Genomic DNA, 26,048 nt, shown 5'->3' on the forward strand with positions numbered 1-26,048 from the left:
TCGCGGCTTGCTGAGTTGGTGTTCGGGTCTTGTCTTGAAGCGGCGAAGCCGCTTACCGCACCGCCACGGGTTCTCAGACGCTTCCTGGCGAGGACAGCCCCTCCGCCGCGCATTGGACAAGGGGCTCCCGCAGCCCGGGGAGCGTCTGGGGTTCCGCTGCGCAAAGCGAGTTCTGCAGCAGATTCCTCATGTGGCGTCGCCGCCGAGCTTGCGCCGTTGGTACCGGTCCCACCAGACCGCCAGCCAGATGATCACGCCGATCAGCACGTTCTGGTAGAAGGTGCTGATGTTGAGCTGGACCGCCCCGTTGCGGATGACCGCGACCAGGAAGGCCCCGATCAGCGACCCCCACACGGTGCCGCGACCGCCGAACAGGCTCGCCCCGCCGATGACGACCGCGGCGATGACGTCGAGTTCCAGGCCCTCGCCGAAGTTCGGCTGGCCCGAGTGGATCCGGGACGCCGCGATCATGCCGCCGAGCCCGGCCAGCGCGCCGGAGAGCACGTAGACGGACGTGGTGTAGCGCCGCACCGGCACGCCGGACAGCCGCGCGGCCTCCATGTTGGAGCCCATCACGTACGCGTAGCGGCCGAGGCGGGTGCGGGTGAGCACCACGTGCCCGGCCACCGCGACGAGCGCGATGAGCAGCACCGGGATCGGGATGCTGTTGATGACGCCCTGCCCGAGCAGCCGGAACGACTCCGGCGCGCCGAACACCGCGACGGCGCCGGTGGCGATCAGCACCAGCCCGCGGGCGACGCTGAGCATGCCGAGGGTGGCGATGAACGGCGGCAGCCCGACCACCGACACCAACAGCCCGTTGACCAACCCGGCGACCGCGCCGACCAGGATGCCGCCGACGACGCCCACCAGCGGGTTGAAGCCGTACTCGGCCATCAGCAGCACGCCGAGCACCCCGGACAGCGCCGCCACCGAACCCACCGACAGGTCGATGCCGCCGGTGATGATCACCAGCGTCACGCCGACCGCCATCACCGCGTTCACCGAGGTCTGCGAGCCCAGGTTGAACAGGTTGTCCGCGGTGAGGAAGGCCGGCGCGATGACCGACAGCACGATGAACACGACGATCAGCGCGCCTGCCGCGGCGACCTGCGAGACCGCGCCGGAGAGCCGGTCGCCCAGCGCGCCCAGCAGGCCGCGGTCCCCAGTGGACGGTGACTTGGTCCGCTCAGTCATGAGTTGCCCCCGTTTTCGGCATTGCGGGCTCCGGTCGCGAGCGCGACGACGCGTTCCTCGGAGAACTCCGCACGGCGGACCTCCCCGGTGATCCGCCCGCCGCGCATGACCAGGATCCGATCGCACATGTTCAGCAGCTCCGGCAGGTAGCTGGAGATGAACACCACCGCTTTCCCGCGTGCGGCAAGGGAATCCATCTGCTGGAACATCTCCGACTTGGCCCCGACGTCCATGCCGCGGCCGGGTTCGTCGAAGAACAGCACCTCCGCGCCGGTCTCCAGCCACCGCGCCAGGATCACCTTCTGCTGGTTGCCGCCGGAGAGCAGCCGCACCGGGCGCCCCACCCACGGCACCCGGATGCGCAAGCCGTCGCGCTCCCGCTCCGCGATCCGCCGCTCGCCGGCGAGGTCGATCAGGCCGGCGCGCATCGGCAGCTTCGCCATCGTGATGTTCTTGTCCACCCCCAGTTGGAGGGCAAGACCATCGGTCTTCCGGCTCTCGGTGAGGTATCCGATGCCGGCGGCGATCGCGTCGGACGGGCCGCGGATGCGCAACCGCTTGCCGTCCAAGGTGATCGTGCCCGCGTCCGGCAGCTCCGCGCCGAACACCGCGCGCGCCAGCTCGGTACGCCCGGCCCCGACGAGCCCGGCCAGCCCGACGATCTCGCCGGCCCGGACCTCGAAGGAGACGTCGCGGACGACGTCGTCCCGGGTGAGCCCGTCGACCTTCAGCCGCACCTCGCCGGGCGGGTTGTGGTGGCGCGGGTACAGGTTCTCCACCTCGCGGCCGACCATGAGCTGCACCAGCCCGGCCTCGTCCAGCTCGGTCACCGGCCGGGTGGCCACGACCGCGCCGTCGCGCATCACGGTCACCCGGTCGCCGATCTCGAAGATCTCGTCCAGCCGGTGCGAGATGTAGAGCACCGCGATGCCCTTGGCGGTCAGCTCCCGGACGATGCCGAACAACTCTTCCGCCTCCCGCTCGGTGAGGCTGGCCGTGGGCTCGTCCAGGATGAGCACTTTCGCCTGCACCGCAAGGGCTTTCGCCAGTTCGACGCGCTGCTGCTCCGCAGTGGACAGCAGCGCCACCCGCCGTCCCGGGTCGATGTCCAGGCCGACGTGACCGAGCAGCTCCCGCGCGGCGCGGCGTTCCTCGGCCCGCGAGATCCACCCGCCGCGGCCGGGTTCGTGGCCGATGAACAGGTTCTCGGCCACCGACAGGTCCGGTGCCAGCGCGAACTCCTGGTGGACCATGGACACGCCGAGCCGCCGGGCCGTGCCGGGCCCCTGGTAGGCGACCGGGACGCCGTCCAGTTCGATGCGGCCGCTGCTGGGCTGCTCGACCTGGGCGATCAGCTTCATCAGCGTCGACTTGCCCGCCCCGTTCTCCCCGGCGAACACGTGCACCTCGCCGGGCGGGATGGCGAGCGTGACGTCGGAGACCGCGACCACCCCGGGAAACCGCTTGCCCACGCCGTGCAGCGCGACGGCGGGTCGGTCCTGCTCGGTGGACGTCACGAAGCGCCTCCCATCGGATCCGCGTGATCGTTCCTTCGGGCTCGCAGTGCGCCGGATCATACCCACAACAAACACCCGGGGAAAAGGTTGGAACGAAGCCAAGTATTCGATTACCAGTGCGTCGCCGCCGTGACCAGTCAGGTGGACCGGCGTACGCCGGGGCCGCGGATCCGTAAGCTCATTGGGGACGAATCCACGATCTTCGAGGCAGGAGGCTGAGGTCCCGTGCAGCCGTTGCTGGCCAGCGACCCGACGCGGGTCGGCGACTACCGGCTGCTCGCCCGGCTGGGCCGCGGCGCCATGGGCGGTGTCTACCTCGGCCGCTCCCGCGGCGGCCGCGTGGTGGCCGTCAAGGTCGTCCGGGCCGACCTCGCCGAGGACCCGGAGTTCCGCGAGCGGTTCCGCCGCGAGGTGCACGCCGCCCGCTCGGTCGGCGGGTTCTGGACCGCGGCGGTCGTCAACGCCGACCCGACCGCCGAGCAGCCGTGGCTGGCCACCGAGTACGTGCCCGGGCCGACGCTGCACCAGGCCGTCGTGGACCACGGCCCGCTGCCGGAGGCCACGGTGCGCAGCCTGGCCGCCGGGCTGGCCGAGGCGCTCGGCGCGATCCACCGCGCGCACCTGGTGCACCGCGACCTGAAGCCGGCCAACGTGCTGCTCGGCCCGGACGGGCCGAGGGTGATCGACTTCGGCATCTCGCGGGCGATGGCCGGCAACGCCCTGACCGCGACCGGCATGTTCCTGGGCACGCCGGGCTTCTTCTCCCCGGAGCAGACCCTCGGCACCGAGGTCGGCCCGCCCAGCGACGTGTTCTCCCTCGGCGCGGTGCTGGTGTTCGCCGCGACCGGCACCGGTCCGTTCGGCGAGGAGAGCACGGCCGCGCTGCTGTACCGGGTGGTGCACGCCGAGGCCGACCTGGCCCAGGTGCCCGACGGGCTGCGGCCGCTGCTGGCGGCCTGCCTGGCGAAGGACCCGGCCGACCGGCCGACGCCCGGCGACCTGCTCGACCAGATCGGCGAGTCCAGCCCGCAGGGCAACTCCTGGCTGCCACCCGCGATCAGCGACGTGATCGCCCAGCACGCCACCCAGCTGCAGCAGACGGCGAACGCGCCGCTGCCGGACACTCCCCCGCCGCAGCAGGTCCCGGCGGCGCCCAGGCCTGCGACGCGCTCCTACACGCAGGCCCAGAACGCGGCGCCGCCCGCGCCGGTCGCACCGGCTCCCGCCCCGCCCGCTCCCGTCCCGCCCGCTCCCATGGTTCCCGCGGCGGTGGCGCCCGAACGCATGCGGGACAAGATCGTCCCGGCGCGCCCGAGGCAGACCGCGCAGAACCAGCACCCGGTGGCGCGGGTGCGCAAGGACAACCCGGGCCCGGTGTTCGCCACCGGCGGCCGGTTCCGCGCCGCGATGTCGGCGCTGATCTGCGCGTTGATCATGTTCGGCGCCAACCGGGTGTTCCAGACCTACGGCGGGCTTTCGACCGAGCACGTCGCGATCTTCCGGCTGGGCATGCTGCTGCTGGCCGTCAGCATGCTCTGGTCGATCGGGCGGGTGCTGCTGCCCAGCCTGCGCCTGAAGATCAACAGCGACGGGCTGCTGATCTCCCGCCTCGGCCTGACCCGGGAGATCCCGTGGAGCCAGGTGAACCGCGTCGACGTGGTCGACAACGGCAAGCGAGCGGCGCTGGTGGTGTGGCTGGCCAACGGTTCGAAGCCGCCGTCGAAGTGGTGGCACCGCGCCCCCGCGCACCGAGGCGGAGCCCGGGTCTTCCCGATCGGGGCCACGGGCGGCTGGCTGACCCGCCGCCAGGAAGCGCGCAGGGCCCGAACGGCACTGAGCCAGTACGCCTTCGGCCGCTACGGCACGCACGCCTGACCCCGAGCCGAAGCGCTCCCGATTTGCCTGGAATCGGGAGCCTTCACCTCGCCGGGAGGACGCAGACCGGGGTCGGGGTCGGCACCGGTTCGCTCAGCGGCGTCAGGTCGCCGTTCTCCGCGATGCCGAACGCCTGCACGTCGTTGCTGCGCTGGCCCGCCACGAACAGCACCCGGCCGTCCGGCGACAGCGCCATGTGGCGGGGCTCCGCCACTCCCGCCGGCCGGATGTCGACCAGCCGGAACTCGCCGTCGCTGGAGTCCGCCCGGAACACCGCGATGCTGTCGTGGCCCCGGTTCGACCCGAGCACGAACCGGCCGTCCGGCGTCACCACGACCTCGGCGGCCAGGTTCGGCTGCCCGTAGCCCGGCGGCAGCATCGACAGCGTCCGCCCCGGCTCCAGCGCCCCGATCGCCGGGTCGTAGCCGAACTCGGTGATCGAGGACGCCAGCTCGTTGAGCACGTAGGCGCGTTCCCCGTCCGGGTGGAACGCCAGGTGCCGCGGACCGGCACCGGCCCGCACCGGGACCTCGTGCTTGAGCGCCAGGTGGCCGCTTTCCACGTCGAAGTCGTAGACGTAGACCGAGTCGGTGCCCAGGTCCACGGCGAGCACGTGGCGGCCGGCCGGGTCGGACAGCACCTGGTGCGCGTGCGGGCCCTCCTGGCGCTGCGGGTTCGGCCCGCTGCCGCTGTGCTGCACCACGTGGCACGGCTCGCGCAGCACGCCGCCCTCGGCGATCGGGTGCACCACGAGGTTCCCCGACTCGTAGTTGGCGGTCAGCAGGTACTTGCCGGACGGGTGCACGCTCAGGTGGCAGGGCGCGGCGCCCAGCGTCGGCTGGGAGTTGATCTCGCCGAGCGTGCCGTCGGCGCGCACCGCGAAGGCGACGACCCGGCCCTCCCGCAGCTCGCTGACCGCGAACAGCGTCGCCCCATCGGGTGCCATCGCGAGGAAGGACGGATCGAACGCCTCGGCCACGCTCTCGGTGCACCGCAGCACCCCGCCGGGATCGGCGATCGCCAGCCGGATCCCGTCGGCCGCCGATTCCGCTCCCGTGTACGCCCCCAGGTAGATCCGGTACTCCCCGTTGTCCGGCATCAGCGCCTCGCCTTCCCGTCCGCGGAAACCTCACCGCACACATGATGTCAAGAGCCCGCCACACTCCCCCGACGAGACAACGAACCTCCGCATTCCGCCGAGAGCACGCAACAGATCGCTGCTCAAAGCAACGGCTTGCGGATGAAATCTGCGCAGGCGTCGACATAACCTAATGGCCATGACTGTCGTTCCGTCGCACCTCGAAGCGTCGTCGCAAGCCGCGCGGTACCGCGCGCTCGACGAGCAGTACAGCGCGCACAACTACCACCCGCTGCCGGTCGTGATCGCCGAGGCGTCCGGCGCCTGGATGACCGATGTGGACGGACGGCAGTACCTGGACTTCCTGGCCGGGTACTCGGCTTTGAACTTCGGGCACCGCCACCCCGACCTGATCGCCGCCGCCACCGAGCAGCTCGGTCGCGTCACCCTCACCAGCCGCGCGTTCCACCACGACCAGCTCGGCCCGTTCTGCCGCGAGCTCGCCGAACTCACCGGCACCGACCGGGTGCTGCCGATGAACTCCGGCGCGGAGGCCGTCGAGTCCGCCATCAAGATCGCCCGGAAGTGGGCGTACCGGGTCAAGGGCGTGCCGGAGAACCGGGCCGAGATCATCGTGGCCGGATCCAACTTCCACGGCCGCACGACCACCATCGTGTCGTTCTCCACCGACCCGGTCGCGCACGACGAATTCGGCCCGTACACCCCGGGATTCATCGTCACCGAGTACGGCGACGCCGCGGCGGTCGAGGCCGCTATCACCGAACGCACCGCGGCCATCCTGGTCGAGCCCATCCAGGGCGAGGCGGGCGTGATCGTGCCGCCGGCCGACTACCTGCCCCGGCTGCGCAGGCTCTGCGACGACAACGACGTGCTGCTGATCGCCGACGAGATCCAGTCCGGGCTCGCCCGCACCGGCGAGCTGCTGGCCAGCGAGCACGACGGCATCCGCGCGGACCTCTACACCCTCGGCAAGGCGCTCGGCGGCGGCATCCTGCCGGTGTCCGCGGTGGTCGGCCGCGACGACGTCATCGGCGTCCTGGAACCCGGCCAGCACGGCTCCACTTTCGGCGGCAACCCGCTGGCCTGCGCGGTCGGCCGAGCCGTGGTGCGCATGCTGAGCACCGGCGAGTTCCAGGAGCGCTCGCGCGAGCTGGGAGCGCACCTGCACGCGCGGCTCGGCGAGCTCGTCGGCCGCGGAGCGGTCGAGGTGCGAGGCCGCGGCCTGTGGGCCGGCGTGGAGCTCGCCGCAGGCGGGCCGACGGGCCGCCAGGCCAGCGAGGCGCTGGCCGAGCGCGGCGTGCTGTGCAAGGAAACGCAGGACACGACGCTGCGAATCGCCCCGCCGCTGGTGATCACCCGCGCCGAGCTCGACACCGGCCTCGACGCGATCGAAGCGGTCCTCACCAGCTGACGCGAACACAACGTCCGAGGGGGCGGACCGTTCGTCACGCCAAGCGGCGCGAACGGTCCGTCCGCTCCCCCCCCGTCAGGTCAGGACTTGGCGAGGTCCCGGGAGAGCGCGGTGAGGCGGCTGATCGCGCGGAGGTACTTCTTCCGGTAGCCGCCCTGCAGCATCTCGTCGGTGAACAGCGCCGACAGCGCTTCACCGGAGACCCGCACCGGGATCGCCCGGTCGTAGAGCCGGTCCGCGAGCGCGACCAGCCGCAGCGCGACGTCCTGGTCCGGCGCCGCGTGCACCCCGCTGAGGTGCACCGCGGTGATCCCGTCGACCAGGCGGCCGTACTTCGAGGCGTGCAGCCCGGCCAGGTAGTCGCAGAGCTCGTCGAAGTCGTCCAGCGTCGAGCCGTCGGTGGCCTCCGCGAGCCGGGACAGCTCGTCCTCGCTCATCGGCGGCGGCGCGTCCGGCAGCCCGCGGTGCCGGTAGTCCGGGCCATCGACCCGCACCACGCCGAAGCGCGCGGACATCGCGTGGATCTCGCGCAGGAAGTCCGCCGCGGCGAACCGGCCCTCGCCCAGCTTGTCGGGCAGCGTGTTGGAGGTCGCGGCGATGTGCACGCCCGCGTCGGTGAGCTTCGCGATCAGCTGGGTGACCAGCATCGTGTCGCCCGGGTCGTCCAGTTCGAACTCGTCGATGGCCAGCAGCCGGTGCTTCGAGAGCCGCTCGACGGTCTCGGCGAAGCCGAGCACCCCCACCAGGCTGGTGACCTCGACGAACGTGCCGTAGGACTTCTGCCCCTCGACGGCGTGCCACAGCGATGCGAGCAGGTGCGTCTTGCCGACGCCGAACCCGCCGTCCAGGTAGAGCCCCCGCTTGCCGTCGTCGTTCTTCTTCCGGCCGAACACCCCGCGCAGCCAGGACCCGCCACCGGCGGCGGCGTTGATCCGGTCGGCGAACGCCGAACAGTCCCGGACCGCCTGCTCCTGGCTCGGCTCGTCCGGGTTCGGGATGTAGGTGTCGAAGCGCACCGCGTCGAACATGGGCGGCGGCGTCATCGCCTGGACCAGCTCGTCCGGTGTCATCTCGGGACGGCGGTCGACCAGACGGGGAGAACTCATGCGCAGACCTTATAACCGAACGGGGCATTCCCGGCCGTGCGGGCGCGTGCTCCTGCTCACCCGCCGGACCGGCTCGCGTGGTGGGATTGACCCGTGGTGGACAAGCTCTGGCCGGTCGACGGCGCGCAGCAGGTGGACGACCAACTCGAGGGTTTTTACGCCTACCCCGAGCGGCTGGAACGACCCTGGGTGCGGGTGAACTTCGTCTCCAGCCTCGACGGCGCGGTGACCGTCCGGGGCAGCTCGCGCGGGTTGTCCGCGCCGATCGACCAGCGGGTCCTCGGGCTGATCCGCGACCTCTCCGACGTCGTGCTGGTGGGCGTCGGCACGGCGCTGGCCGAGGGCTACCGCGGCGTGAAGCGCAACGAGGTCCGCGCCGAGCGCCGGGAACGGCTCGGCCTGTCCGCCGTGCCGCCGATCGCGCTGGTCACCGCGCACGCTTCGCTGCCGCCGGAGTCGCCGCTGCTCACCGACACCCTGGTGCCGCCGATCGTGCTCACCTGCGACGCCGCCCCGCAGTCGCGGCGCACGGCGCTCGCCGACGCGGGCGCCGACGTCGTCGTCGCCGGCGACGAACGGGTGGATCTGCACGCGGCGCTGGACGCGCTGAACGCGCGGGGGCTGCGCCGCATCGGATGCGAAGGCGGCCCGACGCTGTTCGGCAACCTCGTCGACGAGGACCTCGTCGACGAGCTGTGCCTCACCCTGTCGCCGCTGCTGGCCAGCGGCGACGCGGGCCGGATCGCCGCGGGGGCCGGTGTCGAGGCGCCTCGGCGGATGCACCTGCAGTCCGCCCTGCACGCGGAATCGCTGCTCCTGCTGCGTTACGCGAGAATGCGTCCGTGACAGTTGGGGCGAGCGCGGACGAAGCCCTGGTGGCTGCCGCCCAGCGCGGCGACGCGGCGGCGTTCGACGCGTTGGTCCGCCGCCACACCGCCAAGATGTACCGGGTCGCGTACCGGATCCTCGGGGACTCCGCCGAGGCCGAGGACGCCGTCCAGGAGGCGTGGGTGTCCGCCTGGCGGTCGCTGGACCGCTTCCGCGGCGAATCGGCGCCCACCACCTGGCTGTTCCGGGTGGTCACCAACGCTGCCCTGGCCACCCTGCGCCGCCGCAAGCTGACCGTCCCGCTGGGACCGACCGCCGATTTGATCTCCGACCGCATCGCGGTCGATCCTGAGGGCTACGTCGTCCGCACCGAGGACGCGGCCCGTGTGCACCGCGCGATCGCGACCCTCGAACCCTCCCAGCGCATCCCGCTGGTGCTCCGCGAGCTGGAGGGGCTGAGCTACGAGGAGATCGCCGAGATGCTCGACGTGCCGGTGGCCGCGCTGCGGTCCCGGCTGCACCGGGCGCGGGCAGTGCTGCTCGCCAGGCTGAAGGAGATGCGCGATGGATGACCGCTCCTTCGATCCGGACCGCCGGCTGCCGTGCGGCCGCACCGACGGCATGCTGCTGGACTTCCTCGCCGACAGCGCCCCGCCGGAACTCGCCGCGCACATCCAGACCTGCCGGGACTGCCAGGCCAGGCTCGCCGAGCTGGACTCCGACTGGGCGCCGGTGCGGCGAACCGCGCACCTGCCGATCGAGCCGCCGCACGGGCTGGTGGAGCGCACACTGATGGCGGTGCGCCTGGTGCGGGGCGGCCGCGACGCGGCGCCGGTGGAGCTCACCCAGGAGGGCGGCAAGCTGCGCGTCTCCCCGCAGGCCGTGGTGCTGCTGACGCGGCGGCTGTGCCTGGAGCTCCTCGCCGAGCGGCCGGGCGTGCACCTGCGCGGCTGCGTCGGCGACGTCGACGAGGTGCGGGTGGACCTGGCGGTCCGCTACCCGCTGCCCGCTCCGGAGCTGGCCGACGCGATCCACCGCGAGCTGACCGCCGCGCTGGGCGAAGCGCTCGGCGCGGGCGCGCCGCAGGTGTGGGTGCGGGTGGCCGACGTCGAGCCGCCGGGAGCCGGGTGACCGCATCGTCACAATGGGTGGTGCGGCCCACAGCCGCGAAAGATCACGTCGAGCAGATGCATCAGAACACGTACGAGCCCAGCCGAGCCCACGCGGCATCGGCGAAACCGGGAAGGAGCAGGATTTCCATGGCCCAGAACAGCGGGAGCCCGCAGAACGCGCAGGCCAAGACCGAGCGCAGCGACGAGAGCCGGCGAATCCCGGAGACCCGGACCGGCAACGCGCCCGCCCGCCTGGCCGACGAGACCTCCCAGGGCAAGACCACCATCGCCGCGTCCGTGGTGCAGAAGATCGCCGGCATCGCGGCCCGCGAGATCTCCGGCGTCCACGCGATGGGCGGCGGCGTGTCCCGGGCGTTCGGCGCCATCCGGGACCGGATCCCGGGCGGCAGCGGCACCTCCTCCACCTCGGGGGTCCAGGTGGAGGTCGGCGAGAAGCAGGCCGCGGTGGACCTGGACATCGTCGTGGAGTACGGCGCGTCCATCGTGGACCTAGCGCGGGCGGTGCGGCGCAACGTGATCACCGCGGTGGAGCGGATGACCGGGCTGGAGGTCATCGAGGTCAACATCGCGGTCAACGACATCCACCTGCCCGACGAGGACGGCGAGGAAGCCGGCCAGCAGACCACGTCCCGCGTCGAGTAGCACCAGGACCGATCGTTTTTCGTGGAGGGCGGCTTCGACATGCCGGGACAGGTTTCCGCCGGTGAGCTGGCCGATCGGGTGCTCGCCCACCCCTCGGTGGTCCGGCTGCACGGCGGGCAGTTCGGCGAGATCGCGTCGTACCTGCCCGGCCGCAAGGTCGTCGGGGTGCGGTTGCCCGAGTCGGGTGCCGCGGAGATCGGCGTCGTGCTGCGCCTCGACCGGCCGTTGCCGGAGGTCCTCGGCGAGATCCGCGGCGCGCTGGCCGAAGCGCTCGGCGACGTCCCGGTGGACATCACCGTGGCCGACGTGATCACCGACGAGCCGCGGGGAGGCGCATGATGGTGCCTGTGCTGCACGAACCGGCCACCACGCGGGCGGCGATCCGCGCTTTCGTCCGGGCCAACCACCCGGACGTCGGCGGTGACCCGGAGGTCTTCGCCGCCGGTCTCGCCGAACTCCGGTACCACCGGCCGCGCGACCGCTACGACGCACCGGTCGTCGTGGTGCACCGACCGCGCGGGATTCGCGGGCTGCTGCACCGGATCAGCGCCCGCCGGGCCCGCCGCAACCGGCCACCACGAGTCCGGTGACCATCAAAGTCAGTTCCTCAGCAGGAGGGTTGCACCCATGAACGCGACGCAGACCGGCTTGCTCGCCGGCCTCATCCTCGGCACCGCCGCGGCGGTCGCCGGCTTCACCGGGTTCCTGATCGCGCTGGCGGTCGGCGCCGTCGGCCTGGTGATCGGCCGGGTCCTGGACGGGGAGCTGGAGATCGGCGACATCCTGGGCCGGGGCCGGGACCGATGACGGCCACCACCGGACCGGCCGCGGCCGAAGAACCCGGCCACGACGACGATCCGGCCGAGCGGGGCCGGTTGCAGATCAGCCGCACGGTGCTGCGCAAGATCGCCGAGCACACCGCCGACCAGGACCCCGGCAGCGCCCGGCGGCGCCACCGCCTCGGCGGGGGCCGGCAGGGTGCCACGGCGCAGGTGTCCGGTCCGGACGACGCGCTGCGGATCCGGCTCGACGTCGCGCTGCGCTACCCGTCGCCGGTGCGCGAAACCGTGGCGTCCATGCGGGAGCGGATCGGGGCGGAGCTCCAGCGCCTCACCGAGTTCCGGGTCCGCGCCGTGGACGTGACCGTGTCCGCCCTCGTCCCCGCCGACGTGCCGCCGCGAGTGGAGTGAGCCATGCGCCTGTTGGTACGCCTGATCACCACGCTGCTGGGCTTGGCCGTCGCGGCGGGCGGCGCGCTCCTGGCGATCGAGGCGGTGTGGGTCCTGGCGCGCCCCGGCACCGGCGGCCTCATCGTGCCCTGGCAGCAGGTCCACATCGGACTGAGCTCGCTGTCCTGGCAGGACCCGCAGGTCCTCGCGACCGCGGCGTTGGTCGCGGTGGTGGGCGTGCTCCTGGTGCTCATCGCGATCAACGCCGGGGCCAAGGACATCCGGCTGCACGACCCGGCGCCGGAGGTCACCGTGACCACCGACCGGCGCTCGCTGGCCCGGCTGGTCGGGCACCAGGTGCGCGGCCAGGACGGCGTCGCGGTCGCCTCGGTCACCGCGGGCTCGAAGCGGGTCCAGGTGAAGGCGACCGCGCAGTTCCGGGAACCCGGCGACCTGCGCGCCCGGCTGACCGAGACCGCCGAGCACGCCGTGCAGGACCTGCCGCTGCGCAGCACCCCGAAGGTGCTGGTGTCGGTGACCGTGCCGAAGGAGCAGCGATGACGAGGCGGGAGATCAAACCGAGCACGACGCCGGTCGCGCGCGGCCAGTCCTTCGAGCGCGGCGTGGTCATCGCGCTCGGGTTGCTGGCGCTGGTCGCCGGCGTGATCGCGCTCCTCGTCGGCACCGGTTGGCTGGGCGTCTTCCGCGCGCAACGGCCGCTGGCCGACCCGATCCTGGTGCAGTGGCTGCGGGACAACTCGCAGGCGGCGATCGCGGTGGCGATCGTGCTCGGCATCGTGCTGTTCGTGCTCGGCCTGTGGTGGGTGGTGCGGGCCCTGCGCCCGGAGCCTCGGCCGTCCCTCGTCCTGGAACGCGGCAACGGCAGCCTGGCGGTGACGAGCGCGGCGCTGACCGAAGCCGTGCGCGCCGACGCCGAGCGGGTCACCGGGGTCAAGCGGGCTCGGGTCCGGATGGCGGGCAGCGAGCAGCGCCCGGCGCTGCGGCTCACGCTGTCGTTGCAGGAAGGCACCAACGTGCGCCACGTTTGGGAAGAACTCGACGAGAAGGTGCTTTCCCGCGCTCGCGAATCGCTGGGAATGGATACCTTGCCAACGGCGATCCGACTGCAGCTGGACCGCGCGCCTCGCCAACGCGTCCACTGACCGACCAAGGAGGACCCGGTGCTCCCACTGCAACCGCCGGTGAAGCCGATGCTGGCCAGCCCGGTCGAGGGCATCTCCCGGCAGGGCGGCCTGCTGTTCGAACCGAAGTGGGACGGCTTCCGGTGCCTGGTGTTCGCCGATCCGCAGGCCGAGCAGCCGGTGCTGCTGCAGTCCCGCACCGGCCGCCCGCTCAACCGGTACTTCCCCGACGTCCTGCGGACCGTCGCCGAACACCTCGACCGGCCCGCGGTGCTGGACGGCGAGCTCGTGGTGATCCGGCGCGACGACGTCGGCGACCGGCTGGACTGGGACGCGCTGGGCGAGCGCATCCACCCGGCCGCCAGCCGGGTCAAGGTGCTCGCCGAGAAGACGCCGGCCACCTTCATCGCCTTCGACCTGCTGGCGCTGGACGACCGGGACCTCACGGCAGCGCCGCAGACCGAGCGCCGCGAGCTGCTCGCCGGCCTCGGCCTGGACCACGACGGGCTGCGCACCACGCCGGTCACCGACGATCCGGACACCGCGGCGGAGTGGTTCCGGGTGTTCGAGGGCGCGGGGCTGGACGGCGTGATCGCCAAGCCCACCAACGGCGAGTACGTGCCGGGCAAGCGGACCATGTTCAAGATCAAGCACTCCCGCACCGCGGACTGCGTCGTCGCCGGGCTGCGCTGGCACGCCAAGACCGAACCCGGCACCGCGGTGGGTTCCCTGCAGCTCGGGCTGTACGACGACCGGGGCGTGCTGCACCACGTCGGCGTCGTCGGTGCCTTCCCGGCCGCGCAGCGACGCGCGCTGGCCACCGAGCTCGCCGAGCTGATCACCGACGGGGAGCACCCGTGGCTGGGGCCCGACGCGGCGGACGGGCGGCGGCTGCCCGGGTCGGTGAACCGCTGGAGCAGCACCGAGCAGCCGTGGGTGCCGCTGCGCCCGGAACGCGTCGTCGAGGTCTCCTACGACCACACCGAAGGCGCCCACCCGGGCCGGTTCCGGCACACCACGCAGTTCGTGCGGTGGCGCCCCGACCGCGACCCCGGATCCTGCCGCTACGACCAGCTCGACGAGCCCACGCGGTACGACCTCGAAGCAGTGCTCGACGGCGATGTCGACCGGGGAGCCCGCGTCGACGGGTAATGTCACGACCCGTGGCAGCACAACGCATCGCGGTGATCGGTTCGGGCGGTATCGGTGGGGTTCTCGCGGAAGCTGCGCATTCCGCCGGGCACCAGGTGACGATGTGCGTCCGGACCCCGTTCGACCGGCTGACGCTGGAAACCCCGGGCCGCACCGGGGAGATCCCGGTCTCGGTGGTGACCGAGCCCGGCGCGCTCGGCGAGTACGACTGGGTCCTGCTGACGACGAAGGTCCAGGACGCGGCGAGCGCGGCCGGCTGGCTGCGGAAGCTGGACGACGGGCGCGCCCCGGTCGTGGTGGTGCAGAACGGCGTCGAGCACCGCGAATCGATCGCCGGGCTGGGTCTGCAGGCCAAGGTGCTGCCCGCGCTGATCTACGTGGCCGCCGAGCGGGTCCGGCCCGGGCACGTGGTCCGCAGAGGCCCCGCCACCATGCAGGTCGAGGCCGGCGAGATCGGCGAGCGCTTCGTCGAGCTGGTCTCCACCGACGACCTGAGCGCCCGGACCACGTCGGACTTCCGCACCGCGGCGTGGCGGAAGATGCTGACGAACCTGGCGCCGAACCCGATCACCGCGCTGACCCTGCGCCGCCTCGACGTGCTGCGCGAGCCCGACATCCTGGACCTGAGCAAGGGCGTGCTCGCCGAGGCCGTCGACGTCGCCCGCGCCGAAGGCGCCCGGCTGACCCACGCCGACGCCGAGAAGGTGCTCTCGGACTACATCGAGAAGTTCCCGCCGACCAACGGCACGTCGATGCTCTACGACCGGCTGGCGGGCCTGCCGACCGAGCACGAGCACATCACCGGAGCGCTGGTGCGCGCGGCGGACGAGCACGACCTCCCCGTCCCGCTCAACCGGACCCTCCTGACCCTGATGCGCGCCCTCCGCCCGATGCGGATGCCGTCCATCTGACCTCGCCGGCCGGGGTCAGTTGGCGCCGGTGTCCTTGGGGCCCGCCTCATCGGACTTCCCGTCGCCGCCCTTCGTCGCGCCGACCGAACCGACCGAGGCGACGACGACGCAACCGATGGCGACCCACTGCCAGCCGCCCAGCATCTCGCCCAGCACCAGCAGCCCGGCCAGCGCCGCCACCGCGGGCTCCAGGCTCATCAGCACGCCGAACACCCGCGGCGGCATCCGGCGCAGCGCCTCCAGCTCCAGCGAGTACGGCACCACCGAGGACATCAGCGCGACCACCAGCCCGGCGATGAGCACCGCCGGGTGCAACAGCGCCGTCCCGGCCTCGGCGATGCCGAACGGCGCCGCCACCAGCGCGCCGAACGCCATGCCCAGGGCCAGCCCGGATCCGCCGCTGGTCCGGCTGCCGAGCTTCGCTCCGACCAGGATGTAGCCGGCCCACAGCGCGCCGGCCATCAGCGCGAAGGCGACCCCAACCCAGTCGAGCCCGCCCTCCACCCGGGCCAGCAGCACCACGCCGGTGCCGGCCAGCACGGCCCAGACGATGTCCAGCTTGCGGCGGGAGCCGATCACCGCCACGGCCAGCGGGCCGAGGAACTCGATGGTGACCGCAGCGCCGAGCGGAATCCGCTCGAACGCCTGGTAGATGCAGACGTTCATGCCGGCGAGCACCGCGCCGTAACCGGCTACCACCGCCAGCGTCTTGCGGTCCATGCGCAGCGACGGCCGCCACACCGCCAGCAGGATCACTGCGGCGAAGGTCAACCGCAGCGCGACCACGCCGGACGCCCCGGCCGTGGTGAACAGCTGCTTGGCGAACGCGGCGCCGACCTGCAGGCTGATCACGCCCAGCAGCACGAGCATCGGCGGCGGGATCGCCCCGAGTGCGCGCGCGGAGACGTGCTCCACGCTGAACAGCGACCGCCTGTTCGACGATGCCCCCGAGCCGACCTGCGCGACGTGCACGATGCTCCTCTGCCTCCGCCAACCGCTTCCCGCCGCACGTTATCCCGCTACCGGCCGCGACCGTCACCCGATTGTCAGGGCCCTCACCGGGGCCTCACCCGGATCATGCGATGCTGACCCGGTCCAGCGACCACCGCGCCAGCCGACTAGGAGTACCCGTGCCGCGCACCACTCACCGGGTCGGGGCCGCACTACTGCCGTTGCTGCTGCTGGTGGTCGCCGCCTGTTCGGCTGGGCCGTCGGACCGGCCCGCGGTCGCCTACCACGACGGCGAGCAGCAGGTCGTCCCCGCGCCGCAGCCGCCGAAACCGGCCCCCGTCCCGCCGCTGGGCTCCCCCGGCGACGACGCGCAGAGCTGGGAGGACTGCACCGAGCAGACGCGCACGGAGCTCGGCGGTCTGCCAGCGGGCATGACGTTCTCCTGCTCGCGGCTGATCAGCACGCTCGACGCCCCGGAAGCCCCGGAACGCGGCACCGCGCGCATCTCGCTGATCCGCGCCGGTTCCGGCCACGTGCCACTGGTGGTGCTGGGCGACGTCGGCGGCGAGCCGGGCACGACCTACGCGGCCCGGCTGGCCACGCAGCTGCCGGCGGAACTGCGCAACACCTTCGACATCATCGGGATGGACCGGCGCGGCACCGGCGAATCCGATCCGGCCGACTGCGTGCCGCCCGCGCAGCGCGATGCGATCGTCGGCTTCGACCCGCGCGCCACCGACCGCGCCGCGCTGGACCGGCTGCTCGAATCGGTGCTGTCGGCGAGCCAGGAATGCCTGCTCGACCTCGACGAGCGGCTGCAGGCCTACGACACCTGGCGAGCAGCTTCTGACCTGGAAGAACTCCGCCTGGAGCTGGGCGTGCCGCGGCTGCACGCGATCGGGCGCGGCGAAGCGGCGCGCCTGCTGACGACCTTCGCGGAGCGCTTCCCCGGTTCGGTCGGCCGGCTGGTGCTCGACGGCGCGCCCGACCCGACCCGCGACGCCATCGGCCAAGCGGAATCGCAGGCGGAGAGCGCGGAGCAGGCCTTCGACGTGTTCGCCGCCGACTGCGTCAGCCGCGGCTGCCCGCTGGGTCCCGAGCCGCGCAAGGTGGTCGGCGATCTGGTCGAGCGGACCCGAGGCACGCCGCTACCGGCGCCGGGCACCTCGGTCGGCGCCGGCCGGGTGGTGCAGGCGATCCTGCTGGGGCTTTCCGATCGGGCCACCTGGCCCGCCCTCGCCGATGCGCTGGCCGCGGCCGGTCGCGGCGACGGCGCCGGTCTCGCCTCGATCAGCGCGCCGCTGGTCGCCGACCAAGGCGTCAACCCGCCGTGGCTGGACGGCGACCTGATCACCAGCTGCAACGACACGACGGTGCGCGTGCCGCCGCAACGCACCGGCGAGCTCGCGCTGGACTGGGTGAACCGGTTCCCGCTGTTCGGCGGTGCCGCCGCTCAGCGGCTGGTGTGGTGCGGGTCGTGGCCGGTCCCGCAGCAGCCGCTGCCCTCGCCGCGCCGCCCGGACCTGCCACCGATCCCGGTGATCAGCACCGCGAACGACCCGCAGCTGCTGGGTCTGGGCACCGATCACATGGCCGAGCAGATGCCGACCGGGGTGCTGCTGCGCTGGCAGGGCGCCGGGCACGGGGCCATCGGCAAGTCGCCGTGCATCACCGAAGCGGTCAGCCGGTTCCTGGTGCAGGGCACCGTGCCGACGGAAGGCATGGCCTGCCCGGGGTGATCCCGCAACACCCCGGACAGACCCCCGCGGCTCAGCCGCAGCTCGAGCAGCAGCCACAGGAAGGACCGCTGCAGCTGCCGCAACAGCTGCAGCCACCCTGGGCTTCCGGTGCACGTTCGGCTTCGGTGCGGACCATCTTGGCCTCCCGCGTCGTGACGAATACCAACGGTTGCGATGGTGCTCGCCGACGGAGCAACCGAGACACCGCCGGGCGAGGGAAACACGTTGGGCCAACCCGCTGAACAGGACACATGAACGCATAGCGATCTGTAACCGGGTGCGAAATGCGCATGACGACTGCGCCGACCGGGTGAGAAGATCCACTCCTCGCACGAGGAGGAAACGTGTCCGACGAGCGCCACCAGGCCGTCCTGCTGATCACCGGCATCCAGGCCGCCGGGAAGTCCACCATCGCCCAGGGGGTCGCCGAAGAGCTCCCGCGCTCGGTGCACCTGCGCGGCGACGCGTTCCGCCGGATGGTGGTCGGCGGCCGCGAGGAGATGTCCGCGCCGCCGTCCGACGAGGCGCTGCGCCAGTTGCGGTTGCGCCACCGGTTGACCGCGCAGGCCGCGGACTCGTACTTCGCGGCGGGGTTCACCGTCGTCGCTCAGGACGTGATCCTGGGCGAGCACCTGGCGGAGATGGCCGAGAACATCGGCAGCCGGCCGCTGCTCGTGGTCGTCCTCGCGCCATCGACCGCGGCGATCGCGGAGCGCGAGGCGGGTCGCGGCAAGACCGCGTACGACAGCTGGGCGATCGCGGAGCTGAACGCCGTGCTGCACGAGCAGACGCCACGCATCGGCCTGTGGCTGGACACCTCCGACCAGACCCCGGAGCAGACCGTCGCGGAGATCCTCGACCGGGCCTGGACCGAAGCCGTGATCTGATCCCGCCCCGCGTTGTCCCGCGGTTTCAACTGAAACTGCGGGACGTCATCGGCCGTAGTAGTAGTCCTGGTACTCCGGAGGCTGGTACTGCGACTGCACGACGCCGTTGGTGACCGAACCGATCACGCCGAGCACGATGAACACGATCAGCAGGACCCGTCCGCCCTGGGACATCACCAGCGGGCGCGTGCCCGGCGACTGGCGCGGCGGGTTCTCCTCCGCGCGCGCATCGCCGAACAGCTTCTTCGGGTAGGCGCCGGTCAGCAGGTAGAAGTAGGCGTTCGTGCGGTAGCTGTAGCGCAGCACCGCCGCGGAGGCGTCGAAGACCGGCCGCGGGTTGCGGCCCAGGACCAGCACGATCAGCCAGATGAAGAACGCCAGCACGCCGAAGCCCTGGGTGACGATCGCGCTCACGATCGCGGCCGGGATCACCAGGATGATCCGGAAGAGCACCGCCCACCGGTTCAGCTCGCCGGGCCGGATGTCGGCCTGCACCGGGTAGTCCGGCTCGGGCACCAGGAACGGCGGGTACTCGTCGACGAGCAGCATGTTCGACGCCACCACCCGGGCCTGGTAGCCGACGAACAGGCACAGGAACCCGGCGATCCAATCTGGCAGCCGCCCCAGGAACAGCGCGGCGAACCAGCCGAGGATCACCACGACGGCGGCCGCGATGGACAGCAGCCAGAGCACGATGAAGTGCGGGATCAACAGCAGCAGTCGCAATAGGACGGTCCAGCGCCGCTGCCGTTCCGGGGGAACCACCTCCAGCTCGGGAAGGAACAGGCCGTCGGCTTCCGCGGGCTGGTCGCTCATCATCGCCTCCCGAGTCCGGTGTGGAGCGCGGCGACTGTAACCACCGCCCCTGGGGCCGGCCGGGATTCGGCTGGCGGCACGCGCTCTCCGTCATCCGATCTGGTGAACGGCGGGCACGGCAGCTCACGTGCGGGCGTTCCACGGCGTTTTCCCGGCGAGCGATTGATTCCACAAGCAGGGAGGAGCCTCCACATGTACGAGACCGGATACCTGTCAGATCGCGGTGTCCAGGGACGGATTCGCCGTGGTGCCAAGCGAGTGCCGGATCGCGAAGGTCTTGGCAAACCCGGCCGACCAACGCATCGGCGCGTGCATCGCGGACTGGATCATGTCCAGCGACGGGACGCGGAGCGGCCTCCTCGCACGCCCGTCCGCCACGAGCGCGCGCCCCCGCATCTGAAGAGCACCGACCACTGTGGACCATGTGGGCCGTGTGGCGGACGGCCGGCTCGATGGCCGACTCGTCCGAACGCGGCACGGATCGCGAATAGCCGCCCGACGGTGCCGTGGTGAGGCGCTACGGTGGGGCCGTGGAGCGCGGCGACCGGGATGAGGAGACCGAGCGCCTCGGTGATGACCTGCACGGGCTCGACCCGGAGGATCCCGAGGTGCAGGCCTTCGCTGAGCATCGCGACCGGATGCAGCGGCCGAACTCCGAGGCCACCGTGGAGGGCATGCTGCGCGGCGTGGACGACTTCGCGCAGAGCGTGAACCGGGCGAACGGTCACCGCAGGCTGATGGCCGTCGCGGTGGTCCTGCTGATCCTGTTCGGCGTGCTGTTCACGGTCTGGAACGCCGTCTCGTTCGTGTTCGGCACCTTCCTCGGCTGATCTGTCGGGGCCGTGGGGCATGCTCGACGCCTGCCGTCGAATCGGAGTACCCGTGATCGAGACCGACCGCGAACGAGTCCTGGCCTACCGGCACGCCGTCCAGCAGTTGGACCGGTCCGCAGGCGCCGTCGAGAACCTCGGAGTGCTGCCGCTCGGCGTGCCGGACACCCCGGCGGGCTCGGCGCTGCAGTCGGTGCGCACGCGGGTCCCCGGAGCAGAGCTCCCGAACTCGGTGGTCCTCGCCTGGTCGGTGCGCGGCAGCGCGCACCTGCACCGCGCCGCGGACCTCGCGGAGCTGGCCGGCCGGCTCTACCCGATGTCGGACGCGGACGTGGTGGCGCGGATGCCGGTCATGAAGTCGGTCGACGCCCCGCTCGCGGTGTTCGGCAAAACGGTCGCGGCGATGCGCGAGCACTCGCTCGAACCGACGGACCGGGGCACGCTGAGCGCGGCGGTCACCCGCGACGTCCCGGAAGCCTCGGCGTGGTGCAAGGCCTGCGAATCGACCCACGTCTTCTACTCGCTGTACCTGCAATCCGGGCTGGCGGCGGGCATCCGGCTCGTCCGCGCATCCGGGCGGCTGCGGATCACGGCGGCCCCGAAGTGGCACGTCCCGCAGCGGCCCGCCCGGACCGACGACCTGATCAAAGACGTGCTGCGCCTGCTCGGCCCCGGCTCGATCACCGACGTTGCCGCGCTCCTCGGCACCAGCGCCACCGCGCTGCGGCCGGTCTGGCCGACCGACCTCGTCGAGGTCTCGGTCGCCGGGAAGCAGTCGTGGTTCGTGCCGGACGCCATCGCGGCGCTCGACTCGCCGCCGTCACCACGGGGCGTGCGGCTGCTGCCGACCGGCGACCCGTACCTGCAAGCCCGGGACCGCGCGGAGCTGCTGCCGGATCCCGCGCACCGGAAGGTCCTCTGGCGGGCGGTCGGCTCTCCCGGGGCCCTGCTCGCCGACGGTGAGATCGTCGGCACCTGGCGAGCCAGGAAGGCCGGCAGCAAGCTCCAGGTGGACGCGACGGGCTTCCGCGCCCTGAGCGCCGCCGTCCGCGAGGAGGTGGAAACCGAGGCCCAGCAGTTGGCCGGGACCAGAGGGGCGAAGTCGGCCGTGGTGGCGTTCGACTCGATCTGAGACCGCGCCGATGCAGTTGATCTTCGCACGGATTAGCGTGGAGGCATGGATCCGGTCGCAGGAACCCCGAAGGTCACCAAAACCGATCAGGAGTGGCGGGAACAGCTCAGCCCGAACGAGTACGCGGTGCTGCGCCAAGCCGCCACCGAGCCGGCCTGGCAGGGCGAGTACGTCGACACCAAGACGGTCGGGGTCTACGAGTGCCGCGGCTGCGGGGCCGAATTGTTCCGCAGCGACACCAAGTTCGAATCGCACTGCGGCTGGCCGTCGTTCTACGACCCGACCGACAGCGACGCGGTGATCCTCCGCGAGGACCGGTCGCTCGGCATGGTGCGCGTCGAGGTCCTGTGCGCGTCCTGCCACGGCCACCTGGGCCACGTGTTCGAGGGCGAGGGCTACCCGACCCCCACCGACCAGCGCTACTGCATCAACTCGATCGCCGTCCGCCTGACCCCGGCGGAGTGAGATCACACGACGACTTCGACCTTGCACGGAAGCTTCGGCGCGCGGGACAGCCTCGCATCGGCGGTCAGCAGTGGCACATCCAGACCAGCAGCCAGCGCCACGTAGAGCGCATCGTAGAACGTGATGGCACCACGCAATTCCCACGCAGCTTGGCTGAGCGGACCTACGTGCGGATAGCGGTGGTCGATCAAGTGCTTCATCGCCAGGAGCGCAGTCGTCGCGGCTTCCTCCTCGATCTGCCCGCCCAACTCCTGCCTTCTAAGCACGTTCCCGACCTCGGCGTCGACATGGTGCGGTGCATGGCACTCGCTCTGCAGCAGCTGATGCCGCAGCTGGCGAGCCTCGTCCGACACGACGGTGGTTGCCAACACGAGAGTCGAGGCGTCCACGACGAATTCCTTCACCGCCGATCAGCATCCTTTGCCGCGAGGATGCTTTCGACGGTCACTCCGGTACCGCGATCGCGAGCGAGTGCTGCCTCAACAGCCGCGAGCGCTTCTTCCTTCGTTCGCCGCGATGCCATGCGCACGATCTCATCGCGCATGTACGTCTGCAGCGACATCCCAGCGGATCGCGCTCGTTTGCGGATCGTCTCGTAAGCCTCTTCCGGGATGTCCCGGATCTGAATGGTCGCCATAGCGCGACAGTAGCGCAACAGCGCTACTATCGCGCTACTCTGACGCCTTGTACCCGTTCAGGGAAGGCGGGTGACCAGGTCGGGGACGTCGACGCGGTGACCGGTGTAGAACGGGATCTCCTCGCGGACGTGCAGGCGGGCCTCGGTGCCGCGCAGGTGGCGCATCAGGTCCACGATCCGGTGCAGCTCGTCGGCCTCGAAGGCCAGGATCCACTCGTAGTCGCCCAGCGCGAAGGACGCCACCGTGTTCGCCCGGACGTCCGGGTAGTCGCGGGCTTCCTTGCCGTGGTCGGCCAGCATCGTGCGGCGCTCGTCGTCCGGCAGCAGGTACCACTCGTAGGAGCGCACGAACGGGTACACGCAGATGTACTTGCGCGGCTCCTCGCCCGCCAGGAACGCCGGGATGTGGCTCTTGTTGAACTCGGCCGGGCGGTGCAGCGCGACGTTGCTCCACACCGGCTCGGACGCCTGCCCCAGCGGGGTCTCCCGGCGGAACCCGGTGTAGGCCGCCTGCACTTCCTCGATCCGCTCGGCGTGCCACCAGATCATGAAGTCCGCGTCGGCGCGCAGCCCGGAGACGTCGTAGACGCCGCGAACCACGACGCCGGTCTCGGCCAGCGAGTCCAGGTACTCCTGGGTCTGCTGCGCGGCCTTGGCCCGGTCCTCGGGCAGCGTGCCCTGCTCGATCCGGAAGACCGACCACATGGTGTAGCGGATGGTGTCGTTCAGCTCGTTGTAGTTCAGCCGCGCCATGCGTTCATGCTCCCACCTCGCGGCGACCGGCCTGCAGCAGGTCCCGCGTGATATCGGTCGCTGCCGCGGTCCCGGTTGCGATGCACGCCGGAACGCCGACCCCGTGCAGCGCGGCGCCCGCGATCGCCAGCCCGGGCACCTCGGCCACGGCGCGCTCGACGTCGGCGACCAGGTCGAGGTGTCCCACGCCGTACTGCGGCAGCCCGCCGCCCCAACGCGTCACGACGGAGTCCACCGGAGCCGTGGAGATCCCGGTCAGCTCCGTGAAGTCGGCCAGGACCCGGCGCAGCACTTCGGCGTCGTCCAGCCGCAGCTCGGCGGTCTCGCCGAACCGCCCGACCGAACCGCGCACCAGCAGCTCGCCCTCGGCGCCGCGCAGGTGCGGCCACTTCTTGCTGGAGAAGGTGAATGCCTTGGCGGTGAACGGGGTTCCGTCCGCGTGCTGCTCGCCGCGCGCGATCAGCACGCCCGATGCCTCCGGCAGCCGCGTGTCGGGCGGCAGGGCGAGCCCGACCACGATCGAGGAGGACAGCTCCACCTCGGCCAGCTTCGCGGCCGCCGCCGGAACGACGTCACCGAGGAGCCGCCGAGCCGCCGGAGCGGGCACGGCGAGGACCACGGCGTCGACGTCCAGGAACTCCGGGCTGGGCGCGGCGCCGATCTCCAGGCGCCATCCCTGCTCCGCCCGCGCCAGCTGCCGCACCGGGAGTCCTATCCGAACCTCGGCGCCGGCGGCGATCAGCAGCCGGTCGACCAGCTCCCGGTAGCCGTAGCGGAACGCGCCGAACACCGGCGGCTTCGGCGCATCCGCCGGTTTCGGCGCGGGCAGCGCCGCCGCCACGGCAGCGGTGATCGACTCCGCTCCGGCGTCGAGCGCTGCGGCCAGCGCCGGGATCGTGGCCCGCAGGCCGAGCCGGTCGGCATCGCCCGCGTAGACGCCGCCGAGCAGCGGTTCGACGAGACGGTCGACGACCTCGTCACCCATCCGCCCGCGCAGCAGCTCGCCCACCGAGATGTCGGCGCCGCCGAGCCGGACCGGCGGCAGTTCCGCCTCCGCCCGGACCGCGGCCACTCCCGCCGGGGAAAGCACGTCCTGCACCGCCTCCGGCGAAGCCGGGACGCCCATCACGGTTCCGCCGGGCAACCGGCAGGTCCGGCCGCCGGCGCGCACGGTCGCGGACACCCTGCCCGGGTGCACGACCTCTTCCGGCACGCCGAGCTCCTCGGCCAGCTGCCGGACTTCCGGACGCCGGTCGAGGAACGCCTCCGCCCCGACGTCGTAGCGGCAGCCGGCGAGCTCGACGGTGCGGAGCTTGCCGCCGAGGCGCTCGCCCTGCTCGAAGAGCACGATCTCGGCGTCCGGCCCCAGCTCGCGGCGGAGCCGGTAGGCGGCGACGAGACCGGCGATGCCGCCGCCGACGACTGCGACCCGGCGCGTCATCACTGCTGCTTGCTCGCGGTGTGCACCAGCTCGACGACGCGGGTGAGCACCTCGGGGTCCGTGCTGGGCAGCACGCCGTGACCAAGGTTGAAGATGTGGCCGCCGGCCGCCTTGCCCTCGCCGAGGATCCGGTGCACCTCGCGCTCGATCGCGTCCCATCCGGCGAAGAGCAGCGCCGGGTCGAGGTTGCCCTGCACCACCGGCGCGGCGGCATCCGGCTCCGCCGCGCGCAGCCGCGCCGCGGCCTCGTCCAGCGGCATCCGCCAGTCCACGCCGACGACGTCGGCTCCAGCGGAGCGCATCGCGCCGAGCAGCTCGCCGGTGCCCACCCCGAAGTGGATCTTCGGCACGTCCGCGATCTCGGCGACGGCGGCGAAGATCCGCCGGCTGTGCGGCAGCACGAATTCGCGGTAGTCGCGCAGCGACAGGGCCCCGGCCCAGGAGTCGAAGAGCTGGATCGCGTCCACCCCGGCCGCCAGCTGCACCTTCAGGAACTCCAGCGTGGTGTCGGCCAGCCGGTCCAGCAGGGCGTGCCAGGTCTTCGGGTCGGAGTGCATGAGCGCCTTGGTGCGCTCGTGGTTGCGGCTCGGGCCGCCCTCCACCAGGTAGGACGCCAGCGTGAACGGCGCACCGGCGAACCCGATCAGCGGCGTCTGCCCCAGCTCGCGCACCAGCAGCCCGATCGCGTCGGCGACCGGCGCGACCTGCGCCGCGTCCAGCGTCGGCAGCGCCGCGACGTCGGCCGGGGTGCGCACCGGGTTCGACACGACGGGGCCGGTGCCCGCGACGATGTCCAGCCCGACGCCCGCGGCGTACAGGGGCAGCACGATGTCGCTGAACAGGATCGCGGCGTCGACCCCGTGCCGGCGCACCGGCTGCAGGGTGATCTCGCTGACCAGTTCCGGCGTCAGGCACGCCTGCAGCATCGGCACGCCCTCGCGGAGCTTGCGGTACTCGGGCAGCGAACGACCCGCCTGCCGCATGAACCAGACCGGGGTGTGCCGGGGGGTGCCGCCGCGGGCGGCAACCAGCAGGGGGGCGTCGGCCAGGTTCCGGCGGGCCGAGGCCGGCGCGGGGTTCGCGGAGTTCGTCATCGAGGTCGCTGTCCGTAGGTCGAGAGGCGTCCCGGGGACGGCGCCACGGCGGGCCGACCGGGCTTACGCGGCAATCTTCGCACGCACCGGCCCGCCCCTTTCCCCTGCCTCGGCGCCCCGC

General features: G+C 72.1%; 31 protein-coding genes. 19 read left to right on the top strand and 12 right to left on the bottom strand.

Annotated features, from left to right (window positions below; genetic code table 11):
• Nucleotides 1-186: 186 nt before the first annotated feature.
• Complete coding sequence (locus AB0H93_RS09320) at nucleotides 187-1,197, bottom strand: ABC transporter permease (protein WP_358569943.1); 1,011 nt, start codon at nucleotides 1,195-1,197, stop codon at nucleotides 187-189.
• Entirely contained in the window at nucleotides 1,194-2,714 is a 1,521-nt protein-coding gene (locus AB0H93_RS09325; protein ID WP_358569946.1) for a sugar ABC transporter ATP-binding protein, read from the bottom strand. Before AB0H93_RS09325 ends, AB0H93_RS09320 begins: the two co-directional genes overlap by 4 nt.
• 225 nt (nucleotides 2,715-2,939) lie before the next feature.
• Between AB0H93_RS09325 and AB0H93_RS09330 the strand changes: the two genes are divergently transcribed.
• Nucleotides 2,940-4,589, top strand: a complete 1,650-nt coding sequence (locus AB0H93_RS09330) for a serine/threonine-protein kinase (protein ID WP_358569948.1) — start codon at nucleotides 2,940-2,942, stop codon at nucleotides 4,587-4,589.
• Between the two features lie 43 nt (nucleotides 4,590-4,632).
• Here the strand turns inward: AB0H93_RS09330 and AB0H93_RS09335 are convergent, their stop codons facing one another.
• The gene (locus AB0H93_RS09335) at nucleotides 4,633-5,688 is read right to left on the bottom strand and encodes a lactonase family protein (protein WP_358569951.1); all 1,056 of its coding nucleotides are present in this window, start codon (nucleotides 5,686-5,688) and stop codon (nucleotides 4,633-4,635) included.
• Nucleotides 5,689-5,866: 178 nt separating this feature from the next.
• Between AB0H93_RS09335 and rocD the strand changes: the two genes are divergently transcribed.
• On the top strand, nucleotides 5,867-7,099 hold the full coding sequence (gene rocD / locus AB0H93_RS09340; protein WP_132493766.1) for an ornithine--oxo-acid transaminase: 1,233 nt from the start codon (nucleotides 5,867-5,869) through the stop codon (nucleotides 7,097-7,099).
• An 80-nt stretch (nucleotides 7,100-7,179) separates the two neighbouring features.
• Here the strand turns inward: rocD and zapE are convergent, their stop codons facing one another.
• Complete coding sequence (gene zapE, locus AB0H93_RS09345; protein ID WP_132493767.1) at nucleotides 7,180-8,205, bottom strand: cell division protein ZapE; 1,026 nt, start codon at nucleotides 8,203-8,205, stop codon at nucleotides 7,180-7,182.
• A gap of 93 nt (nucleotides 8,206-8,298) precedes the next feature.
• On the opposite strand from zapE, the gene AB0H93_RS09350 reads away from it, so the two are divergent.
• From AB0H93_RS09350 to AB0H93_RS09405, 12 genes are all read left to right on the top strand, one after another.
• Nucleotides 8,299-9,051 (top strand): pyrimidine reductase family protein, encoded by a 753-nt coding sequence (locus AB0H93_RS09350; RefSeq protein ID WP_358569955.1) that lies wholly within the window; start codon nucleotides 8,299-8,301, stop codon nucleotides 9,049-9,051.
• On the top strand, nucleotides 9,048-9,605 hold the full coding sequence (locus tag AB0H93_RS09355; RefSeq protein ID WP_358569958.1) for an RNA polymerase sigma factor: 558 nt from the start codon (nucleotides 9,048-9,050) through the stop codon (nucleotides 9,603-9,605). The genes AB0H93_RS09350 and AB0H93_RS09355 overlap by 4 nt, the downstream gene beginning before the upstream one ends.
• Nucleotides 9,598-10,164, top strand: coding sequence for a hypothetical protein (locus AB0H93_RS09360; protein ID WP_358569961.1), 567 nt, complete (start codon nucleotides 9,598-9,600; stop codon nucleotides 10,162-10,164). The genes AB0H93_RS09355 and AB0H93_RS09360 overlap by 8 nt, the downstream gene beginning before the upstream one ends.
• Before the next feature lie 128 nt (nucleotides 10,165-10,292).
• On the top strand, nucleotides 10,293-10,808 hold the full coding sequence (locus tag AB0H93_RS09365) for an Asp23/Gls24 family envelope stress response protein (RefSeq protein ID WP_358569964.1): 516 nt from the start codon (nucleotides 10,293-10,295) through the stop codon (nucleotides 10,806-10,808).
• Between the two features lie 39 nt (nucleotides 10,809-10,847).
• Complete coding sequence (locus AB0H93_RS09370; protein ID WP_358569967.1) at nucleotides 10,848-11,147, top strand: hypothetical protein; 300 nt, start codon at nucleotides 10,848-10,850, stop codon at nucleotides 11,145-11,147.
• Nucleotides 11,144-11,398 (top strand): hypothetical protein, encoded by a 255-nt coding sequence (locus AB0H93_RS09375; protein WP_358569970.1) that lies wholly within the window; start codon nucleotides 11,144-11,146, stop codon nucleotides 11,396-11,398. The genes AB0H93_RS09370 and AB0H93_RS09375 overlap by 4 nt, the downstream gene beginning before the upstream one ends.
• 37 nt (nucleotides 11,399-11,435) lie before the next feature.
• Nucleotides 11,436-11,615, top strand: coding sequence for a hypothetical protein (locus AB0H93_RS09380; protein ID WP_093264953.1), 180 nt, complete (start codon nucleotides 11,436-11,438; stop codon nucleotides 11,613-11,615).
• Nucleotides 11,612-11,998 (top strand): Asp23/Gls24 family envelope stress response protein, encoded by a 387-nt coding sequence (locus AB0H93_RS09385; protein WP_358569973.1) that lies wholly within the window; start codon nucleotides 11,612-11,614, stop codon nucleotides 11,996-11,998. Before AB0H93_RS09380 ends, AB0H93_RS09385 begins: the two co-directional genes overlap by 4 nt.
• 3 nt (nucleotides 11,999-12,001) lie before the next feature.
• On the top strand, nucleotides 12,002-12,538 hold the full coding sequence (locus tag AB0H93_RS09390; RefSeq protein WP_358569976.1) for a DUF6286 domain-containing protein: 537 nt from the start codon (nucleotides 12,002-12,004) through the stop codon (nucleotides 12,536-12,538).
• Complete coding sequence (gene amaP, locus AB0H93_RS09395; protein ID WP_358569979.1) at nucleotides 12,535-13,140, top strand: alkaline shock response membrane anchor protein AmaP; 606 nt, start codon at nucleotides 12,535-12,537, stop codon at nucleotides 13,138-13,140. Before AB0H93_RS09390 ends, amaP begins: the two co-directional genes overlap by 4 nt.
• Before the next feature lie 18 nt (nucleotides 13,141-13,158).
• Nucleotides 13,159-14,271, top strand: a complete 1,113-nt coding sequence (locus tag AB0H93_RS09400) for an ATP-dependent DNA ligase (protein ID WP_358569981.1) — start codon at nucleotides 13,159-13,161, stop codon at nucleotides 14,269-14,271.
• Nucleotides 14,272-14,282: 11 nt separating this feature from the next.
• A complete protein-coding gene (locus AB0H93_RS09405) occupies nucleotides 14,283-15,182 on the top strand; it encodes a 2-dehydropantoate 2-reductase (RefSeq protein ID WP_358569983.1) in 900 nt (299 codons plus the stop codon).
• 15 nt (nucleotides 15,183-15,197) lie between these two features.
• On the opposite strand, the gene AB0H93_RS09410 is transcribed toward AB0H93_RS09405, so the two are convergent.
• Nucleotides 15,198-16,154 (bottom strand): DMT family transporter, encoded by a 957-nt coding sequence (locus tag AB0H93_RS09410; protein WP_358569985.1) that lies wholly within the window; start codon nucleotides 16,152-16,154, stop codon nucleotides 15,198-15,200.
• A 158-nt stretch (nucleotides 16,155-16,312) separates the two neighbouring features.
• Between AB0H93_RS09410 and AB0H93_RS09415 the strand changes: the two genes are divergently transcribed.
• Both AB0H93_RS09415 and AB0H93_RS09420 read left to right on the top strand, forming a co-directional pair.
• The gene (locus AB0H93_RS09415) at nucleotides 16,313-17,872 is read left to right on the top strand and encodes an alpha/beta hydrolase (RefSeq protein ID WP_358569988.1); all 1,560 of its coding nucleotides are present in this window, start codon (nucleotides 16,313-16,315) and stop codon (nucleotides 17,870-17,872) included.
• Between the two features lie 344 nt (nucleotides 17,873-18,216).
• Nucleotides 18,217-18,759 carry an AAA family ATPase gene (locus AB0H93_RS09420; RefSeq protein ID WP_358569990.1) on the top strand — a complete coding sequence of 181 codons (543 nt, stop codon included), beginning with the start codon at nucleotides 18,217-18,219 and terminating at the stop codon, nucleotides 18,757-18,759.
• 45 nt (nucleotides 18,760-18,804) lie between these two features.
• Here AB0H93_RS09420 and AB0H93_RS09425 read toward each other — a convergent pair whose 3' ends face one another.
• Both AB0H93_RS09425 and AB0H93_RS09430 read right to left on the bottom strand, forming a co-directional pair.
• Nucleotides 18,805-19,575: a DUF4389 domain-containing protein gene (locus tag AB0H93_RS09425; protein ID WP_358569991.1), complete on the bottom strand. Its 771-nt coding sequence runs from the start codon at nucleotides 19,573-19,575 to the stop codon at nucleotides 18,805-18,807.
• Between the two features lie 213 nt (nucleotides 19,576-19,788).
• The gene (locus tag AB0H93_RS09430) at nucleotides 19,789-19,971 is read right to left on the bottom strand and encodes a hypothetical protein (RefSeq protein ID WP_358569994.1); all 183 of its coding nucleotides are present in this window, start codon (nucleotides 19,969-19,971) and stop codon (nucleotides 19,789-19,791) included.
• 134 nt (nucleotides 19,972-20,105) lie between these two features.
• Between AB0H93_RS09430 and AB0H93_RS09435 the strand changes: the two genes are divergently transcribed.
• From AB0H93_RS09435 to msrB, 3 genes are read left to right on the top strand one after another with little or no spacing between them, the layout of a single operon-like run.
• Entirely contained in the window at nucleotides 20,106-20,405 is a 300-nt protein-coding gene (locus tag AB0H93_RS09435) for a hypothetical protein (protein ID WP_358570543.1), read from the top strand.
• A gap of 52 nt (nucleotides 20,406-20,457) precedes the next feature.
• Nucleotides 20,458-21,537, top strand: coding sequence for a crosslink repair DNA glycosylase YcaQ family protein (locus AB0H93_RS09440; protein ID WP_358569997.1), 1,080 nt, complete (start codon nucleotides 20,458-20,460; stop codon nucleotides 21,535-21,537).
• Nucleotides 21,538-21,582: 45 nt separating this feature from the next.
• Nucleotides 21,583-22,002, top strand: coding sequence for a peptide-methionine (R)-S-oxide reductase MsrB (gene msrB / locus AB0H93_RS09445; RefSeq protein WP_132493781.1), 420 nt, complete (start codon nucleotides 21,583-21,585; stop codon nucleotides 22,000-22,002).
• A 2-nt stretch (nucleotides 22,003-22,004) separates the two neighbouring features.
• Here msrB and AB0H93_RS09450 read toward each other — a convergent pair whose 3' ends face one another.
• Genes AB0H93_RS09450 through hemE form a run of 5 tightly spaced genes read right to left on the bottom strand, consistent with a single transcriptional unit; the run spans nucleotide 22,005 to nucleotide 25,927 of the window.
• On the bottom strand, nucleotides 22,005-22,406 hold the full coding sequence (locus AB0H93_RS09450) for a type II toxin-antitoxin system VapC family toxin (RefSeq protein WP_358570002.1): 402 nt from the start codon (nucleotides 22,404-22,406) through the stop codon (nucleotides 22,005-22,007).
• A complete protein-coding gene (locus AB0H93_RS09455; RefSeq protein ID WP_358570005.1) occupies nucleotides 22,403-22,639 on the bottom strand; it encodes an antitoxin in 237 nt (78 codons plus the stop codon). The genes AB0H93_RS09450 and AB0H93_RS09455 overlap by 4 nt, the downstream gene beginning before the upstream one ends.
• A 57-nt stretch (nucleotides 22,640-22,696) precedes the next feature.
• Nucleotides 22,697-23,392, bottom strand: a complete 696-nt coding sequence (gene hemQ, locus AB0H93_RS09460) for a hydrogen peroxide-dependent heme synthase (RefSeq protein WP_132493784.1) — start codon at nucleotides 23,390-23,392, stop codon at nucleotides 22,697-22,699.
• A 4-nt stretch (nucleotides 23,393-23,396) separates the two neighbouring features.
• Nucleotides 23,397-24,833 carry a protoporphyrinogen oxidase gene (hemG, locus tag AB0H93_RS09465; RefSeq protein ID WP_358570008.1) on the bottom strand — a complete coding sequence of 479 codons (1,437 nt, stop codon included), beginning with the start codon at nucleotides 24,831-24,833 and terminating at the stop codon, nucleotides 23,397-23,399.
• Nucleotides 24,833-25,927: a uroporphyrinogen decarboxylase gene (gene hemE, locus AB0H93_RS09470; RefSeq protein WP_358570011.1), complete on the bottom strand. Its 1,095-nt coding sequence runs from the start codon at nucleotides 25,925-25,927 to the stop codon at nucleotides 24,833-24,835. Before hemE ends, hemG begins: the two co-directional genes overlap by 1 nt.
• Between the last annotated feature and the right edge of the window lie 121 nt (nucleotides 25,928-26,048).

Origin of the sequence: Saccharopolyspora sp. NPDC050642, from assembly GCF_040654735.1 — a bacterium.
GTDB lineage: Bacteria > Actinomycetota > Actinomycetes > Mycobacteriales > Pseudonocardiaceae > Saccharopolyspora > Saccharopolyspora elongata.

Coding starts and splice junctions, on each gene's coding strand:
- AB0H93_RS09320 (WP_358569943.1), bottom strand. CDS start 1,197: ATGACTGAGCGGACCAAGTCACCGTCCACTGGGGACCGCGGCCTGCTG.
- AB0H93_RS09335 (WP_358569951.1), bottom strand. CDS start 5,688: ATGCCGGACAACGGGGAGTACCGGATCTACCTGGGGGCGTACACGGGA.
- rocD (WP_132493766.1), top strand. CDS start 5,867: ATGACTGTCGTTCCGTCGCACCTCGAAGCGTCGTCGCAAGCCGCGCGG.
- zapE (WP_132493767.1), bottom strand. CDS start 8,205: ATGAGTTCTCCCCGTCTGGTCGACCGCCGTCCCGAGATGACACCGGAC.
- AB0H93_RS09360 (WP_358569961.1), top strand. CDS start 9,598: ATGGATGACCGCTCCTTCGATCCGGACCGCCGGCTGCCGTGCGGCCGC.
- AB0H93_RS09365 (WP_358569964.1), top strand. CDS start 10,293: ATGGCCCAGAACAGCGGGAGCCCGCAGAACGCGCAGGCCAAGACCGAG.
- AB0H93_RS09370 (WP_358569967.1), top strand. CDS start 10,848: ATGCCGGGACAGGTTTCCGCCGGTGAGCTGGCCGATCGGGTGCTCGCC.
- AB0H93_RS09375 (WP_358569970.1), top strand. CDS start 11,144: ATGATGGTGCCTGTGCTGCACGAACCGGCCACCACGCGGGCGGCGATC.
- AB0H93_RS09380 (WP_093264953.1), top strand. CDS start 11,436: ATGAACGCGACGCAGACCGGCTTGCTCGCCGGCCTCATCCTCGGCACC.
- AB0H93_RS09385 (WP_358569973.1), top strand. CDS start 11,612: ATGACGGCCACCACCGGACCGGCCGCGGCCGAAGAACCCGGCCACGAC.
- AB0H93_RS09390 (WP_358569976.1), top strand. CDS start 12,002: ATGCGCCTGTTGGTACGCCTGATCACCACGCTGCTGGGCTTGGCCGTC.
- amaP (WP_358569979.1), top strand. CDS start 12,535: ATGACGAGGCGGGAGATCAAACCGAGCACGACGCCGGTCGCGCGCGGC.
- AB0H93_RS09425 (WP_358569991.1), bottom strand. CDS start 19,575: ATGAGCGACCAGCCCGCGGAAGCCGACGGCCTGTTCCTTCCCGAGCTG.
- AB0H93_RS09430 (WP_358569994.1), bottom strand. CDS start 19,971: ATGCGGGGGCGCGCGCTCGTGGCGGACGGGCGTGCGAGGAGGCCGCTC.
- msrB (WP_132493781.1), top strand. CDS start 21,583: ATGGATCCGGTCGCAGGAACCCCGAAGGTCACCAAAACCGATCAGGAG.
- AB0H93_RS09455 (WP_358570005.1), bottom strand. CDS start 22,639: ATGGCGACCATTCAGATCCGGGACATCCCGGAAGAGGCTTACGAGACG.
- hemQ (WP_132493784.1), bottom strand. CDS start 23,392: ATGGCGCGGCTGAACTACAACGAGCTGAACGACACCATCCGCTACACC.
- hemG (WP_358570008.1), bottom strand. CDS start 24,833: ATGACGCGCCGGGTCGCAGTCGTCGGCGGCGGCATCGCCGGTCTCGTC.
- hemE (WP_358570011.1), bottom strand. CDS start 25,927: ATGACGAACTCCGCGAACCCCGCGCCGGCCTCGGCCCGCCGGAACCTG.